Source organism: Pseudomonas sp. TE9122, assembly GCF_056278925.1.
Genome location: NZ_JBWBQI010000001.1, coordinates 1480731 through 1497713 on the forward strand (window position 1 = coordinate 1480731; position 16983 = coordinate 1497713).

The 16983-nt window shown below is 61.3% G+C and carries 12 protein-coding genes; 5 read left to right on the forward strand and 7 right to left on the reverse strand.

What is annotated here, in order from left to right:
• Positions 1-7 precede the first annotated feature (7 nt).
• The 3 genes from ACZ9BE_RS06665 to ACZ9BE_RS06675 all read right to left on the reverse strand — a co-directional run bounded on the left by ACZ9BE_RS06665 (position 8) and on the right by ACZ9BE_RS06675 (position 3584).
• The gene (locus ACZ9BE_RS06665; RefSeq protein ID WP_016773839.1) at positions 8-1219 is read right to left on the reverse strand and encodes a nitrate/nitrite transporter; all 1212 of its coding nucleotides are present in this window, start codon (positions 1217-1219) and stop codon (positions 8-10) included.
• A gap of 562 nt (positions 1220-1781) precedes the next feature.
• Complete coding sequence (locus ACZ9BE_RS06670) at positions 1782-2357, reverse strand: ANTAR domain-containing response regulator (protein ID WP_007916390.1); 576 nt, start codon at positions 2355-2357, stop codon at positions 1782-1784.
• Positions 2358-2372: 15 nt separating this feature from the next.
• A complete protein-coding gene (locus ACZ9BE_RS06675; RefSeq protein WP_476249081.1) occupies positions 2373-3584 on the reverse strand; it encodes a CmpA/NrtA family ABC transporter substrate-binding protein in 1212 nt (403 codons plus the stop codon).
• 218 nt (positions 3585-3802) lie between these two features.
• Between ACZ9BE_RS06675 and ACZ9BE_RS06680 the strand changes: the two genes are divergently transcribed.
• Entirely contained in the window at positions 3803-4822 is a 1020-nt protein-coding gene (locus tag ACZ9BE_RS06680; protein ID WP_476249082.1) for a quinone-dependent dihydroorotate dehydrogenase, read from the forward strand.
• Between the two features lie 298 nt (positions 4823-5120).
• Here the strand turns inward: ACZ9BE_RS06680 and rmf are convergent, their stop codons facing one another.
• Positions 5121-5336 (reverse strand): ribosome modulation factor, encoded by a 216-nt coding sequence (gene rmf / locus ACZ9BE_RS06685; protein WP_003223300.1) that lies wholly within the window; start codon positions 5334-5336, stop codon positions 5121-5123.
• A 530-nt stretch (positions 5337-5866) separates the two neighbouring features.
• On the opposite strand from rmf, the gene rlmKL reads away from it, so the two are divergent.
• Together rlmKL and ACZ9BE_RS06695 are read left to right on the forward strand one after the other, a co-directional pair.
• Positions 5867-8137: a bifunctional 23S rRNA (guanine(2069)-N(7))-methyltransferase RlmK/23S rRNA (guanine(2445)-N(2))-methyltransferase RlmL gene (gene rlmKL, locus ACZ9BE_RS06690; protein WP_024012311.1), complete on the forward strand. Its 2271-nt coding sequence runs from the start codon at positions 5867-5869 to the stop codon at positions 8135-8137.
• Between the two features lie 144 nt (positions 8138-8281).
• Positions 8282-10666 carry a sensor domain-containing diguanylate cyclase gene (locus tag ACZ9BE_RS06695; RefSeq protein ID WP_476249083.1) on the forward strand — a complete coding sequence of 795 codons (2385 nt, stop codon included), beginning with the start codon at positions 8282-8284 and terminating at the stop codon, positions 10664-10666.
• 159 nt (positions 10667-10825) lie between these two features.
• Here ACZ9BE_RS06695 and dacB read toward each other — a convergent pair whose 3' ends face one another.
• Complete coding sequence (gene dacB, locus ACZ9BE_RS06700) at positions 10826-12286, reverse strand: D-alanyl-D-alanine carboxypeptidase/D-alanyl-D-alanine endopeptidase (protein WP_476249084.1); 1461 nt, start codon at positions 12284-12286, stop codon at positions 10826-10828.
• A gap of 234 nt (positions 12287-12520) precedes the next feature.
• On the opposite strand from dacB, the gene ACZ9BE_RS06705 reads away from it, so the two are divergent.
• On the forward strand, positions 12521-12865 hold the full coding sequence (locus ACZ9BE_RS06705; RefSeq protein WP_016773843.1) for a YggL family protein: 345 nt from the start codon (positions 12521-12523) through the stop codon (positions 12863-12865).
• A 243-nt stretch (positions 12866-13108) separates the two neighbouring features.
• On the opposite strand, the gene ACZ9BE_RS06710 is transcribed toward ACZ9BE_RS06705, so the two are convergent.
• The gene (locus tag ACZ9BE_RS06710) at positions 13109-14299 is read right to left on the reverse strand and encodes a benzoate/H(+) symporter BenE family transporter (protein ID WP_323164964.1); all 1191 of its coding nucleotides are present in this window, start codon (positions 14297-14299) and stop codon (positions 13109-13111) included.
• A gap of 358 nt (positions 14300-14657) precedes the next feature.
• Between ACZ9BE_RS06710 and ACZ9BE_RS06715 the strand changes: the two genes are divergently transcribed.
• Complete coding sequence (locus tag ACZ9BE_RS06715; protein WP_007918375.1) at positions 14658-15422, forward strand: GntR family transcriptional regulator; 765 nt, start codon at positions 14658-14660, stop codon at positions 15420-15422.
• Positions 15423-15671: 249 nt separating this feature from the next.
• On the opposite strand, the gene guaD is transcribed toward ACZ9BE_RS06715, so the two are convergent.
• On the reverse strand, positions 15672-16976 hold the full coding sequence (gene guaD, locus ACZ9BE_RS06720; protein ID WP_236169149.1) for a guanine deaminase: 1305 nt from the start codon (positions 16974-16976) through the stop codon (positions 15672-15674).
• Positions 16977-16983 lie beyond the last annotated feature (7 nt).

Below are 16983 nucleotides of genomic sequence, written 5' to 3' on the forward strand. Positions count from 1 at the left end.
TCGAGCCTCAGACCCGCGCCGCTGTCACCGCCGCCGAGCCCCAGGTGGTTCTCCAGCGACGCTTGACGCCGTGCAGGCCAAACCATGCCAGCACGCCGAGGCTGGCGAACAACCACAGCGCCAATTGATAGCTGCCGGTGCTTTGCTTGATCGCGCCCATGCCGGCCGCCAGGGCGAAGCCGCCAATTCCGCCGGCCATGCCGATCAGCCCGGTCATCACGCCGATCTCCAGACGAAAACGCTGCGGTACCAGTTGGAAAACCGCACCGTTGCCGGCGCCCAAGCCGAGCATGGTGCAGACGAAAAGCGCCAGCGCCGCGTAGGAACTTGGCAGATTGAAGCCCACCGCTGCGATGCAGATGGCAGCGACGGTGTACATCGCCAGCAAGGTGCGGATGCCGCCGAAGCGATCGGCCAGCGCGCCACCCAGTGGCCGCATCAGGCTGCCGCCGAACACGCAGGCAGCGGTGTAGTAGCCGGCGGTCACCGGGCTCAGACCGTATTGATCGTTGAAGTAACCGGGCAGGGCGCTGGCCAGGCCGATGAAGCCGCCGAAGGTGACGCTGTAGAAAAACATGAACCACCAGCTGTCGCGATCACCGAGGGCCTTGAAGTAGTCGGCCATGGCTTTCGGTTTTGGCCGCTGCGGGGCGTTTTTTGCCAACAGGGCGAACAGCACCAAAGTCAGGACCAGCGGGATCAGGGCAAACCCGAAGACATTGCTCCAGCCGAACGCGGCGGCAATCACTGGCGCCAGCAGCGCGGCGAACACGGTGCCGGAGTTGCCCGCACCGGCGATGCCCATGGCTTTGCCTTGGTGCTCTGGCGGGTACCACTGCGAGGCCAGCGGCAGGGCCACGGCGAACGACGCGCCGGCCATACCGAGGAACAGGCCGAGGATCAGCGCCTGTTCATAACTGTGGATGCCCAGTTTCCAGGCACCGAACAGCGCGCAGATGACGATGACCTGGCCGATCAGCCCGGCGGTCTTGGGCGACAAGCGATCAGCGAGCATGCCCATGGCGAAGCGCAACACCGCGCCGGCCAGAATCGGCGTGGCGACGACGAGGCCGCGTTGCTGGGTGGTCAGGTGCAGGTCGGCGGCAATCTGCACCGCCAGCGGGCCGAGCAGGTACCAGACCATGAAGCTCAGGTCGAAATACAGGAAGGCCGCGAACAGGGTCGGGGTATGGCCGGATTTCCAGAAGCTTGAATTCATCGCGCACCTCGGCTGAAAAGAGTCTCGAAAGGAGTCATGCACAGCAGGTGGAGCGCCTCACGGCCGCACCACCGGCCCCGTTCTGTGGGGCCAAAACGCAAAAACGCCGCTACCTGATTCGCCGGGGGGCGAACGGGGTGAGCGACGTCTTTGTCGTAGGTGGGGCAACCGCCGTTGGTTACCTGTGCGGTTTACTTAGCGAGATTTGTGCCAACAGCTGAAAAGCAAAAGCCCCTCACCCTAGCCCTCTCCCAGAGGGAGAGGGAACCGAGCGGGGGATGGCCGAATCATTTGCCGATCTGAACGATTTCGAGTGAATCCATAATCGACTCGGTCGTTCAGGTCGGCGGACAGCGCCAGACAACGCGGTCGGTCCCCTCTCCCTCCGGGAGAGGGAACCGAGCGGGGGATGGCCGAATCATTTGCCGATCTGAACGATTTCGAGTGAATCCATAATCGACTCGGTCGTTCAGGTCGGCGGACAGCGCAAGACAACGCGGTCGGTCCCCTCTCCCTCCGGGAGAGGGCTAGGGTGAGGGGCCCTTGATTTGCAGCGAAAATTTCAGCCCAGCAACTCACTCATGGCAATGATCTGCTCCGCCACCTGAATCAGCTTCTGCTGGCGGCTCATCGCCTGGCGGCGCATCAGCGTATAGGCCTCTTCCTCGTTGCAGTCCTTCATCTTCATCAGCAAACCCTTGGCCAGTTCAATGCGCTTGCGCTCGGCCAGTTGCTGATCGCGCGCCTGCAATTGCGCGCGCAAGGCCTGGTCACTCTCGAAGCGCGCCATCGCCACGTCGAGAATCGGCTGCAACCGTTGTGCGTGAATGCCTTCGACGATGTAGGCACTGACCCCGGACTTGATCGCCTGACGCATCACCCCCGGGTCATGTTCGTCGGTAAACATCACGATCGGCCGGGGCTGGTCGCGGCTGACCAGTACCACTTGCTCCATCACATCGCGGCTCGGTGACTCGGTATCGATCAGGATCACGTCCGGGCGCACCGTTTCGACGCGCGCCGGCAGGTCGATGGTCAGGCCGGACTCGTCGATTACCTCGAAGCCGGCCTCGGTCAGCGCCGCTTTCAGGCGTCCGACTTTTTTCGCGGTGTCGTTGATCAGCAGAATGCGCAACATGTTCGCGGTCTCCTGTCAGCGCTGGGCGAGAAGGGGGGCGGTGTCGCTCAGGGCATGCAGCTTGAAACTGCGCGCATAGCCCGCCGGGTCGCTGCCGTCCCAGACCTTGCCGTCGAGCAACTGGCTGCTGCGCAGGTCTGCGTACGAAGTCGCAACGCCGACCGCGCTGGCGGCCTCGCGATACAGATCCAGACGCTGAACCTGACGGGCGACGGCCAGATAATCCGGATCCTCGCGCAACAGACCCCAGCGACGAAACTGGGTCATGAACCACATGCCGTCGGACAGGTAGGGCAGATTGACCTCGCCATCGCCATGAAAACGCAGCGCATGCGGATCCTGCCAGCGATTACCGAGGCCATCGGCGTAGTCGCCCATAAAACGCGGCTCGATGCACGCGGCGGGGGTGTCGAGGTATTCGGTGGCGCTGAGTAATTGCGCGGTACTGCGGCGGTTTTCCGGGCCTTCTTCGATGAATCGGCTGGCCTCAAGAATGGCCATGACCAGCGCCCGCGCGGTGTTGGGGTATTGCTCGACAAATTCGCGGGTGCAGCCGAGGACTTTTTCCGGGTGATCGGGCCAGATGCTCTGGCTGGTCGCCAGGGTGAAACCGAGATTCTGCTGCACGGCGCTGGCCGCCCACGGTTCGCCGACGCAAAAGCCGTCGATGCGCCCGGCTTGCAGGTGCGCGACCATTTGCGGCGGCGGCACTACCACGCTGTCGACGTCCTGCAACGGATGAATGCCCTGGCTCGCCAGCCAGTAATAAAGCCACATCGCATGGGTGCCGGTGGGGAAGGTCTGGGCGAAGGTCAGTTTTGCGCGGCTTTGGTGCACGTGCCGATCGAGCGCTTCAGGACTGTTCACGCCAGCCTGTTGCAAACCATGGGACAGGTTCAGGCTCTGGCCATTCTGGTTCAGGCCCATCAGCACTGCCATGTCGGTCGGGGCGACGCCGCCGATGCCCAGGTGCACCGCATAAATCAGCCCGTACAGACTGTGCGCGGCATCCAGTTCGCCGCTGACCAGTTTGTCGCGCAGGTTGGCCCATGAGGCCTGACGTTTGAGGTTCAGCGTCAGGCCGTAGGGTTGGGCGAAGCCCTGGGTGGCGGCGACCACCACCGAGGCGCAGTCGCTCAGCGCCATGAATCCGAGATTGATCGCGCTCTTTTCCGGCGCATCGCTGCCATTGACCCAGGCCAGAGGCCCCAAGGACGTTTCGTTCATACCCTACCTCAAAAAAAACGTCGTCCCGGATTCTGCGCAGGCAAAACCCGGGGACGACGCCATTGTCCTGGCCTGCGCGCCGTCATTGGTCGGCAGACTGATGAGCGGGGTGGTGCAAGGCATATGCCAGTCGCCTGATTCGCGCAGGCGCCTCGCGCCGGGGGACGATGCCCGGCTATAATCGCCGCCTCTTTTCGCCGCCCGAGTCATTGCCGCCCATGTACACCCTGGCCCGTCAGCTGTTGTTCAAACTTTCCCCGGAAACCTCCCACGATCTGTCGCTGGATCTGATCGGCGCGGGTGGACGTTTGGGCCTCAACGGCTTGCTGTGCAAGGCACCGGCGAAAATGCCGGTGACCGTCATGGGGCTCGAATTCCCGAACCCGGTAGGGCTGGCGGCAGGTCTGGACAAGAACGGCGCGGCCATCGATGGCTTTGCGCAACTGGGTTTCGGTTTTGTCGAAATCGGCACCGTGACCCCGCGTCCGCAGCCGGGTAACCCGAAACCACGAATCTTCCGCCTGCCGGAAGCCGAGGCGATCATCAACCGCATGGGTTTCAACAACCTTGGCGTGGATAACCTGCTGGCGCGGGTCGCTGCGGCGAAATACCAAGGCGTGCTGGGCATCAACATCGGCAAGAACTTCGATACCCCGGTCGAGCGCGCGGTGGATGATTACCTGATCTGCCTGGACAAGGTCTACGCCCACGCCAGTTACATCACGGTCAACGTCAGCTCGCCGAATACCCCGGGCCTGCGCAGCCTGCAGTTCGGCGACTCGCTCAAACAATTGCTCGCGGACCTGGCCACGCGCCGCGCCGAACTGGCCCTGCGTCACGGCAAGCATGTGCCGCTGGCGATCAAGATCGCGCCGGACATGACCGACGAAGAAACTGCGCAGGTCGCCCAGGCGTTGATCGAAACCGGCATGGATGCGGTGATCGCCACCAATACGACTTTGAGCCGTGTCGGCGTCGAAGGCATGGAGCATGGCGACGAGGCGGGCGGTCTGTCGGGTGCGCCGGTGCGTGAAAAGAGCACCCATACCGTGAAAGTGCTGGCGGGCGAATTGGCCGGGCGTTTGCCGATCATTGCTGCGGGCGGGATTACCGAGGGCAAGCACGCGGCGGAGAAGATCACGGCCGGTGCAAGCCTGGTGCAGATCTATTCGGGCTTCATCTACAAAGGCCCGGCGCTGATTCGTGAATCGGTAGACGCCATCGCCGCGTTGCGCTGAGGATTGCCGAGGCCTTGGGGAGCCTTTGTGGCGAGGGGATTTATCCCCGCTGGGCTGCTCAGCAGCCCCAAACCTTCCACAGTGATATGCCAGGTAGATTGAAGTTCGGACTTCGCGACTGCTGCGCAGCCGAGCGGGGATAAATCCCCTCGCCACGTGGATCCCGGTTAACCCTTTTTGCAGGCATAAAAAAGGGCTCCTCGAAGGAGCCCCTGGGCCGTAGCCCGCCGTCCGGGAGGGACGTGCGTGGTTAATTCAGTGCAGATTCAGATTGTCGTGTCGGAATAAATGCCCTGTGTCAGCCGACGGCGTGAAGTTCGTTGAGTCTGTGGATTCCCGCAGTGCCGGTCATACCGTCCCAGTTGTCGCCGCGTCCTTCTCGCCAGCCGTTGATCCAGGCTTGACGTACCGACGGTAGAGTAAATGGGCAAAGCTCACGGGATTTGCCACCAACGCCATATTGATATCCGCGCAAAAATGCTCTTTCCAACGGATCACGCTTAAGTCTTCTCATAGGGTGTTTCCCTCACTTGTTGACTGTAGTGTCGCGTTGACCTCAATTGAGGTCTGGCAGAAAAAACCTGCCATCGTGCGGCTCGCTGCCGGCGTGGCGAGCCAAGGTGTTGACGCCGTTGCGACGTCAACCTGTGCTCAGTTCTAACCAATGAGTCACACCGAGGGAATGATCGTTTTGTCATAAGCACGTAACGTAAAGGATGCTATGGCGATAAGTAACCGCGTATTTATTCAACGTTCATTGCGCAAACCCCGGTATGATCGGCGCCCCGCTGACTCAGGGGGTTAATCCTTTAGTGAGAATGACCCACGTTTGCGCTTGGGTAATATTCGACGAAGGGTCGCTTTCAGTCTTTTTGTTTCACCAACTTTTTTATCTGTCCCGGCATCTAAGCTCTTTTAACCCGAGCAGCGGGGATGGAACGGCACACCTTCGTGCCACGCGGGCGCTCTTTCAGAAAAGCGCCTGATTGAAAACCGGGTCGGCAATGCGTTGCCGGCCCACTAGCCAAAGGCTCTGGAATTACCATGTCCGATCGTTTCGAACTCTTCCTCACTTGCCCCAAAGGCCTTGAAGGCCTGCTCATCGAGGAAGCCGTCGGGCTTGGCCTTGAAGAAGCGCGCGAGCACACCTCCGCCGTGCGTGGCATGGCGACCATGGAAACCGCTTATCGCCTGTGCCTCTGGTCGCGTCTGGCCAACCGTGTGTTGCTGGTGCTCAAGCGTTTCCCGATGAAGGACGCCGAAGACCTCTACCACGGCGTGCTCGACATCGACTGGCAGGATCACATGCTCAGCGACGGCACCCTGGCCGTCGAATTCAGCGGCCACGGCTCGGGCATCGACAACACCCACTTCGGCGCGCTGAAAGTCAAAGATGCCATCGTCGACAAACTGCGCACGCCACAGGGTGATCGTCCATCCATCGACAAGCTCAACCCGGACCTGCGCATTCACCTGCGTCTGGATCGCGGCGAAGCGATTCTCTCCCTCGACCTCTCCGGCCACAGCCTGCACCAGCGCGGCTATCGCTTGCAGCAGGGCGCGGCGCCGCTGAAGGAAAACCTCGCGGCGGCAATCCTCATCCGTTCCGGCTGGCCGCGAATTGCCGCCGAAGGTGGCGCACTGGCTGACCCGATGTGCGGTGTCGGTACGTTTCTCGTCGAAGCGGGGATGATTGCCGCCGACATGGCGCCGAACCTGCGTCGCGAGCAGTGGGGCTTTACCGCGTGGCTCGGTCATGTGCCGGCACTGTGGAAAAAACTCCACGAAGAAGCCGTCGAGCGTGCTGCCGCCGGTCTGGCCAAACCGCCGCTGTGGATTCGCGGTTACGAAGCCGATCCACGACTGATTCAGCCAGGCCGCAATAACGTTGAGCGCGCCGGCCTCAGCGAGTGGATCAAGATCTACCAGGGCGAAGTGGCGACCTTCGAGCCGCGCCCGGATCAGAACCAGAAAGGTCTGGTCATCTGCAACCCGCCGTACGGCGAGCGTCTCGGTGACGAAGCCAGCCTGCTGTATCTCTACCAGAACCTCGGCGAGCGTCTGCGTCAGGCCTGCCTGAACTGGGAAGCGGCGGTGTTCACCGGCGCCCCGGATCTGGGCAAGCGCATGGGCATTCGCAGCCATAAACAGTATTCGTTCTGGAACGGCGCGCTGCCGTGCAAGCTGCTGCTGATCAAGGTCCTGCCCGATCAGTTCGTCACTGGCGAACGCCGCACTCCGGAACAGCGTCAGGCCGAGCGCGAGCAAGCGGCTTACGACCAGACCCCCGACGAGCCGCAAGAGCGCAAGTTCAACAAGAACGGCAACCCGATCAAGCCGACGCCAGCCCCGGCGCCAGTGATCGAACAACCGCGCCTGAGCGAAGGCGGGCAGATGTTTGCCAACCGCTTGCAGAAAAATCTCAAGGCGATGGGCAAGTGGGTCAAGCGCGAAGGCATCGATTGCTACCGCGTCTATGATGCCGACATGCCTGAATACGCAATGGCCATCGACCTGTACCACGACTGGGTGCACGTTCAGGAATACGCCGCGCCGAAATCCATCGACCCGGAAAAAGCCTCGGCGCGCATGTTCGATGCGCTGGCGGCCATACCGCAGGCGTTGAACGTCGACAAGAACCGCGTGGTGGTCAAGCGCCGCGAGCGGCAGAGCGGCACCAAGCAGTACGAGCGTCAGGCTGCGCAGGGCAAGTTCGTCGAGGTCAATGAAGGTGGCGTGAAGCTGCTGGTCAACCTCACCGATTACCTCGACACCGGCCTGTTCCTCGATCACCGGCCGATGCGCATGCGTATCCAGAAAGAGGCGGCCGGCAAACGCTTCCTCAATCTGTTCTGCTACACCGCGACCGCCAGCGTGCACGCGGCCAAGGGCGGCGCGCGCAGCACCACCAGCGTCGACCTGTCGAAAACCTATCTGGACTGGGCGCGACGCAACCTGTCGCTGAACGGCTTCTCGGACAAGAACCGTCTGGAGCAGGGTGATGTGATGGCGTGGCTGGAAAGCAGCCGCGACGAATACGACCTGATCTTCATCGACCCGCCGACGTTCTCCAACTCCAAGCGCATGGAAGGCATCTTCGACGTACAGCGCGATCAGGTGCAGTTGATCGACTTGGCGATGGCGCGGCTGGCACCGGGTGGCGTGCTGTATTTCTCCAACAACTTCCGCAAGTTCCAGTTGGAGGAAAACCTCGCCGAGCGTTATGCGGTCGAGGAAATCAGCGCGCAGACCATTGATCCGGATTTCGCCCGCAATACCAAGATCCACCGCGCCTGGAAAATCACGGCTCGTTGACGCTTTCACTGGTTGGATCCACAGAGCCTTGATTTTTAACGGCTCGGTGGATCCAGCGGTGCTGGCTAAATTAGTGGCTAATAGCTATAACTCACACACCGCCAATGGGGTTTTCCCGTGAATCTGGCGGAGTGAGTCGTGCTTATGCCGTTGCACCCCGTGCGCCCGAAAATCCTCGGTTTCATCAGTGAAGACGTCTCAGCCTGGCTGGTCGCTTTGCTGGTGTTGCTTGCCGGCGGGATTCTCACCGGGCTGCTCGCGTGGGGCACCTTCAACCAGTTTCAGCAACAATCGCGTCAGCGCTTTCAACTGCTGGCCAACGAACGCTACAGCCGTATCGCCGAACGTTTTCAGGACCAGGAGCAACGTCTCGATAGTCTGCGCCGGTTCTTCGCCAACTCCGAATCGGTGTCCCGCGCCGAATTCGACGGCTACTCCCGCCCTTTATTGCTGCGCACCCAAGCCTATACCTATGCCCCGAGAGTCAGTGGTGCCGAACGCGCCGCGTTCGAACAGCAGGTGCGTGACGAAGGCCTGAGCAACTTCACCATTCGCGAGCTCGACGCCAATGGCGAGCTGCAACTGGCGGCAGCGCGCGACGCATATGTGCCGGTGCTGTACACCCAGACCCAAAGCCGATTGGCGCCACCACTGGGTTATGACTTGCTCGCCCAACCCATGCGCCGCGAAACCCTGCAACGCGCCGACCAGCTCGGCAGCATGGCGGTGTCGCAACCGATGCATCTTGTCGGGATTGAGCCGTCCTACGCGCGTGGGGTGTTGCTACTGGCGCCGGTCAGTCGCGCCGGAGAATCGCAGCCGTTCGGCTATGTGATGGCGGTGATCAGCATGCGCCAGTTGCTCGCCGACGGTTTGCCCGATGCCCTGCACGATTACCTGTCGGTGCGCATTCTCGACCTGTCGACCCAGGATCAGCACGAGGCGCTGTTCGAATCGAGCAACGAGGCGGTGCCCGGCGATCTGGCGGCGACGCGCTTGCTGCGCATGGCCGACCACGACTATCAGGTCGATATCCTTCCGAGCGAGGCGTTCATGCAGGCCAACCATTCGTCGGTGGGCAGCGTGATCATTCTTGGCGGCTTGCTCAGCGCATTGCTCAGCGCCTTGCTTTACGTGCTGGTCAGCCAGCGCCAGCGCGCGGTGCGGCTGGTCGAGGTGCGCACCCAGGAATTGCACGAGCGCGAGCAGGAACTGCGCGGCACCCACGGTCAGTTGCGCGGCGTGCTGAATGCCGCCACTCAGGTCGCGATCATTGCCACCGACCTGCGCGGGGTGATCAACACTTTCAATCCCGGCGCCGAGCAAATGCTCGGCTACAGCAGCGCCGAAGTGGTCGGGCGCATGACCCTGGAGAACCTGCATTTGCCACGGGAACTGGCGGCGCGTTCGGCCGAGTTGAGTGCGCGCTACGGCAAAAGTATTCCGACTTGCCACGCGATGCTGGTCGAGGGCGGCGAAGTCGGCGGCCATGAAGCGCGCGAGTGGACACTGGTGCGCAGCGATGGCAGTCACCTGCCGGTGAACATGCTCGCCACCCCGGTGCTTGACGAGCAAGGCCTGTGGGTCGGTCATCTGGCGATCTGCATCGACATCACCGAGCGCAAACGCGTGCACGAAGTGCTGGCAGCACGCGACACGTTGCTGAAGAAGCTCAGCGCCCATGTTCCGGGCGGCATTTACCAATTCAAAATGGAATTCGACGGACGCTTCAGCGTGATCTACGCCAGCGATGGCATCCGCGAAATCTACGAGTTGGAGCCGGATGTGCTGCTGCTCGACTCCGAGGCGATTTTCAGTCGCATTCACCCGCAGGACGCGATTCGCGTGCGCTCATCCATCCGCGAATCGGCGGAAAATCTCAGCCCGTGGCGCGAGGAATACCGCGTGCAACTGCCTGAACGCGGCCTGCGCTGGGTGCGCGGCGAGGCGACACCGGAAGAGCTGCCGGGCGGCGGGGTGCTGTGGCACGGCTACATCTCGGATATCTCCGATCTCAAGCGCGTGGAAGAAGAATTGCGCGCGTTGTCGATCACCGATTCGCTGACCGGCATACACAACCGCCGCTATTTCCAGGAACGCCTGACCACCGAAATGGCCCGGGTCGAGCGTGGCGGCGGTGAGTTGTCGGTGATCATGCTCGACATCGACCACTTCAAACGCATCAACGATCAGTTCGGCCACGCTGTCGGCGACCGCGTGCTGCAAGCAGTTTGCGAACGGATCGGCCATCGCTTGCGCCGCACCGACGTGTTCTGCCGTCTGGGCGGTGAAGAGTTCATGGTGCTGTGCCCGGACATCGACGGTGAACACGCCTACATGCTGGCGATGGAGTTGTGGGAAGGTTTGCGTAGCGCGCCGGTGGATGTGGTCGGCTTGGTCACCGCGAGTTTCGGCATCGCCAGCTGGCGCCCGGGGGAGGGCGCAGATGCCTTGTTGCTGCGCGCTGACTCAGGGGTCTACGCGGCGAAGCAGAATGGCCGGGATCGGGTTGAGCGGGAGATGTGCTGATTCGAACCTGACACCTGACCCTGTGGGGCAGAGGGGACCTGGCGCTGATTTTCTGTGGGAGCGAGCCTGCTCGCGAAAGCGGTGTGACAGTCACTGAACATGCTTACTGAACCGACGCCTTCGCGAGCAGGCTCGCTCCCACAATTGCACCTGCTGCGCTTACAGCACCGAAGCGGTCTGCGGCAGTTTCGGCTGTTTGTACAGATCCAGCAGCACCTGATCGAGCACCGACGAGGCGCCGAACGGGGCCTTGTCGTTGAGGATCGCTACCACCGCCCAGGTATTGCCGTTCACGTCACGGCTGAAGCCAGCGATCGCGCGCACGGTGTTCAGGGTACCGGTCTTGACGTGGGCTTCACCGCGCATCGCCGTGGTTTTCAGGCGTTTGCGCATGGTGCCGTCGGTGCCGGCAATCGGCAGCGAGCTGATGTACTCGGCGGCGTACGGGCTGTGCCAGGCGGCCTGCAGCATGTTGGCCATTTCCCGCGCACTGACCCGCTCGGCCCGCGACAGACCAGAACCATTCTCCATCACCAGATGCGGCGCGGTGATGCCTTTCTTCGCCAGCCACTGCCGCACTACGCGCTGCGCAGCCCGGGCGTCATCACCGTCGGCATCGTTGCGGAAACGCTGGCCAAGGCTGAGGAACAGCTGCTGGGCCATGGTGTTGTTACTGTATTTGTTGATGTCGCGGATGATCTCGGCCAGATCTGGCGAGTACGCGCGGGCGAGCAGTTTGGCGCTGCTCGGCGTCGGTGCCAGACGATCCTTGCCCTGGATGCTGCCACCCAGTTCCTTCCAGATCGCGCGGACGGCGCCAGCGGTGTAGGTCGCGTGGTCGAGCAGCGACAGGTAAGTCTGCGAGCTGCAGCCTTCACCCAACTGGCCGCCGACGGTTACGGTCACGCTGCCATCGGCCTGCGGCACCGGGTTATAGCGCACGCCGCCGGTGCATTGCTTGGACGGCAGCGCCTTGACGGTGTTTTCGATGCGGATGCTGGCAATCGGCGGCTCAACCGAAATCAGTACGCGGCCACCGTCATTGCGCGCAACAAAGCGCAGGGCCTTGAGGTTGACCAGCAATGAGTCGGGTTTGACCAGGAACGGCTTGTTGTCGTCGTTGCCGTCATCGTTGAATTCCGGCAATTGCGGCTGCACGAAGAAGTTGCGGTCGAGGATCAGGTCGCCGGTGATCTGGGTCACGCCGTTGGCGCGCAGGTCACGCATCAGCAGCCAGAGTTTTTCCATGTTCAGCTTCGGGTCACCGCCGCCCTTGAGGTAAAGGTTGCCGTTGAGAATGCCGCCGCTCAGGGTGCCATCGGTGTAGAACTCGGTCTTCCACTGATGGTTGGGGCCGAGCATTTCCAGCGCCGCGTAAGTGGTGACCAGTTTCATCGTCGAGGCCGGATTGACCGAGACGTCGGCGTTGAACACGGTCGGCGTGCCCGGACCGTCGAGCGGCACCATCACCAGCGACAGCGCAGTGGGCTGCAGCTTGCTGGCCTTGAGGGCTTTTTCGACGTTCGGGGTGAGGGAAGTGTTGATGGTGGCAGCGGAGACAGACAGGGCCAGAGGCAGAAGAAGGCCGGCGAGAAACAGTGGACGCAACGATTTGATCATATGCAATAAAACCCTGCAAAAGAGGGGAAAAAAGACGAGGACATGGATGAAAAGGCCCTCAGTGGTCATGAAAGTGTCGGCATTATGCCCCAAGCTGTAACAGCTTGTGCCGTGTCGCGACCGGCCAATCGCTTATTTTTTTACAGGCGGTCGGCCGCAGCGACCAGAGAGTCGGGCAATCGCTGGCTTAAACTGGTAAAGTGCCGGCCGTTATTACTTAAGAGGATTGTTCCAATGGCGACTAACCGTTCCCAGCGTCTGCGCAAAAAACTGTGCGTAGATGAATTTCAAGAGCTGGGTTTCGAACTGAACCTGGACTTCAAAGAAGACTTGTCCGAAGAAGCCATTGACGCTTTCCTCGAAGCATTCATCAAAGAAGCCATGGAAGCCAACGGTCTGGGTTATGTTGGCGGCGACGACTTCGGTCTGGTGTGCCTGCAGAAGCGTGGCTCGGTCAACGAAGAGCAGCGCGCTGCCGTTGAAGCCTGGCTGAAAAACCGCTCCGAGCTGACCAAGTACGAAGTCAGCCCGCTGCTGGATGTGTGGTATCCGGAAAAGCCGATCAACGCGGCTAAGTGATACTGAAAAAAACGGCGACCTGAGGGTCGCCGTTTTTTTTCGTCTGGTGTTTAGGTGATACGGCTTGGATTTGATGGTGGACTCGCCCCTCACCCCAGCCCTCTCCCGAGGGAGAGGGAGCCGATCTGTGGGCTTTTCGGGATGTGAGTTCGACTTGATATCCCTCGTCGGCGTATATCTTCCGAGCACCTTGGTCAGTCCCCTCTCCCTTTGGGAGAGGGTTAGGGTGAGGGGCTTTTGATCTTAAGCTCTGCGCCAATTCAAAATCACCAGCGTCAAAACCCCCGCCACAATCCCCCAAAACGCCGAACCAATGGAAAACAGCGTCAGCCCGGACGCCGTGACCATGAAGGTGATCAACGCCGCTTCCCGTTCTTTCACCTCGCTCATGGCAATGCTCAAGCCATTGATGATCGAGCCGAACAGCGCCAGCGCCGCAATCGACAGCACCAGTTCTTTCGGCAACGCGGCAAACAACGCCGCCAACGTGGCACCGAACACCCCGGCAATCCCGTAGAACACCCCGCACCACACCGCTGCGGTGTAACGCTTGTTGCGATCTTCATGAGCATGCGGACCGGTGCAGATCGCCGCGCTGATCGCCGCGAGGTTAATACCGTGTGAGCCGAACGGCGCCAGCAACAGGGAGGCAATGCCGGTGGTGGTGATCAGTGGCGAGGCCGGGACGTTATAGCCATCGGCGCGCAGCACGGCGATGCCGGGCATGTTCTGCGAGGTCATCGCCACCACGAACAGCGGAATGCCGATGCTGATGGTAGCGGCCAGGGAGAAGTGCGGCGTGGTCCACACCGGGGTGGCCACTTCCAGGTGAAAGCCGCTGAAATCCAGCAGCCCCATGAAGCCCGACAGCGCGGTGCCGATCAGCAGCGCCGCGAGCACCGCATAGCGCGGCGACAGGCGCTTGACCAGCAGATAAGTGAAGAACATCCCCAACACCAGACCGGTACGGTGTTGCGCGGCGACGAAGATTTCGCTGCCGATCTTGAACAGAATCCCTGCCAGCAGAGCTGCCGCCAAAGAGGCCGGGATCTTTTTTACCAGCCGTTCGAAGCTGCCGGTCAGGCCGCAGATCGTCACCAGCACCGCGCACGTGACATAGGCGCCGATTGCCTCGCCATAACTGACACCGCCCAGGCTGGTGATCAGCAACGCCGCGCCGGGTGTCGACCAGGCGATGGTGATCGGTGTGCGATAGCGCAGCGACAGGCCGATCGAACACACCGCCATGCCGATCGAAATCGCCCAGATCCACGAAGAAATCTGCCCGCTGCTCAGGCCGGCGGCTTGCCCGGCCTGAAACATCAGCACCAGCGAACTGGTGTAACCGGTCATCATCGCGATGAAACCGGCAACGATGGCGGAAGGCGAAGTGTCGGCCAGAGGGCGCAGGCGGGCGTGGGTGGCGTCGGTCATGACGGCGGTGTTCCTTATAGCAATGGAGATGTCCGCCACAACACAGAACCTCTGTGGGAGCGAGCCTGCTCGCGAAAGCGCTATGTCAGTCAACATTCATAGTGAATGTGAAATGGCTTTCGCGAGCAGGCTCGCTCCCACGGGGGATTGCGGTCATGCAGCGGATTCTGCGATCAAGCCTAAACTCAAACCTGACAAACCGTTGCAATACAGCCGCAGGCGCAAACAGCCGTACAGTCGTGTTGCCACCATTCATTGTGTACAATCGCGCTGTTTTTTACGCGATACTTGCCAGCGACCTACTGTGCCGTATTACAGTCACGGTCTATTCGCCGCAGTTTTCCCGACTCGAGTGCCCATGAACGAACAGTTGCAACCCCTCAAGAAACAACCGCGAGCAGGCAAAGCCGGCCGCAGCGGAACCCAGGACGATATTGTCTACGCGCATATCTTCGAGGCCATCCTCGAACAGCGTCTGGCGCCCGGTACCAAGTTGAGCGAAGAGGCGCTGGGGGAAATCTTCGGGGTCAGCCGCACCATCATTCGCCGCGCGCTGTCGCGTCTGGCCCATGAAGGCGTGGTGCTGTTGCGGCCGAATCGTGGCGCCGTGGTCGCCAGCCCGAGCGTTGAAGAGGCGCGACAGGTGTTCCTCGCCCGCCGTCTGGTCGAGCGTGCGATCACTGAATTGGCCGTGCAGCACGCCACGGCCGAGCAGATCGCCGAATTGCGGCAGATGGTCAACGATGAGCGCGACAGCTTCTCGCGCGGCGATCGCGGTGCCGGTATTCGTCTGTCAGGCGAATTCCACCTGAAACTGGCGGAAGCGGCGATGAACGCACCGTTGATCAGCTTCCAGCGCAGCCTGGTTTCGCAGACCTCGCTGATCATCGCCCAGTATGAAAGCGGCAACCGCTCGCACTGCTCGTACGACGAACACACGCAGTTGATCGACGCCATTGAAAAGCGCGACGGCGAACTGGCGGTGAATCTGATGATGCATCACATGGATCACATCGACAGCAAGCTCAACCTCGACGAGGAAGGCGCGTCGGATGATCTGCATGCGGTGTTCTCGCACTTGTTGCAGACCAAGAAGCCGGGGCGTCCAGCGGCCAAGCTCTAAGCTGAAACCGAGTCGCGGCTTTCGCGAGCAGGCTCGCTCCCACAGGGGAATGCATTTCAAAGGTGGGAGCGAGCCTGCTCGCGAAGACAACCTGACCGGCAACAAAAATCCTCCGTGGTAAACACCACCGGGGATGATCGTTCCCACGCTCTGCGTGGGAACGCCTCTAGGGACGCTCCGCGTCCAGTGACGCGGAGCGTCACGGGCTGCATTCCCACGCAGAGCGTGGGAACGATCAGTGCGAAGAGGTTAGCGCTGATGCACCAGCGCCCCCGCCGCATACGTCTGCGCCACCGTGCGGTCATCCCCCAGCGTCATCAGTACAAACAACGTCTCGGCAATGTTATTCGACTGCTTCAAGCGATAACTCAGCAGCGGCGTGGCGTTGTAATCCAGTACCAGGAAGTCGGCATCGGAGCCCGGTTGCAGATTGCCGATCCTGTCTTCCAGACGCAGCGCCCGCGCGCCACCCAGGGTTGCCAGATACAGCGACTTGAACGGACTCAGCCGCGCGCCCTGCAGTTGCATGACCTTGTAGGCTTCGTTGAGGGTTTGCAGCAGGGAGAAACTGGTGCCGCCGCCGACGTCGGTGCCAAGGCCGACATTGAGCTTGTGTTTCTCGGCCATCGGCAGGTTGAACAGGCCGCTGCCGAGGAACAGGTTCGAGGTCGGGCAGAACGAGATCGCCGAGCCGGTTTCCGCCAGTCGCGCGCATTCTTCGTCACACAGGTGCACGCCGTGGGCGAATACCGAGCGTTCGCCGAGCAACTGGTAATGATCGTAGACGTCGAGGTAGCCCTTGCGCTCCGGGAACAGCTCTTTGACCCACTCGATTTCCTTGAGGTTTTCGCTGATGTGGGTCTGCATGTACAGATCCGGATATTCCGTCAGCAATTGCCCGGCCAGGGTCAGTTGTTCCGGAGTGCTGGTCGGCGCAAAACGCGGCGTCACCGCATAGTGCAAGCGGCCCTTGCCGTGCCAGCGCTCGATCAGCGCCTTGCTGTCGACGTAGCTGGATTCGGCGGTATCGACCAGATAGTCCGGGGCATTGCGGTCCATCATCACCTTGCCGGCGATCATGCGCAGATCAAGCTTTTCCGCCGCTTCAAAAAACGAATTGACTGACTGCGGGTGCACGCTGCCGAACACCAGCGCGGTGGTGGTGCCGTTGCGCAGCAGTTCCTTGATGAAAATGTCCGCCACTTCGTCGGCGTGAGCCTTATCACCAAACTGGCTTTCGCAGGGAAAGGTGTAGGTGTTCAGCCAGTCGAGCAGTTGCTCGCCGTAGGAGCCGACCATGCCGGTCTGCGGCAGGTGAATGTGCGTGTCGATAAAGCCGGGGGTGATCAGCGCATCCTGATAATGGTTGATCTCGATATCCGCCGGCAGGGTTGGCAGCAGTTCGCTGGCGTGGCCGAGGGCGCTGATCTTGCCGTCGTCGATCACCAGCAGGCCATCCTCGAAATATTCATAGGAGGCTTCGATGCCGACTTCGGCAGGGTCGGCGATGCTGTGCAGGATGGCGGCGCGGTAGGCTTTGCGAGTCAGAGGCATGAGGGTT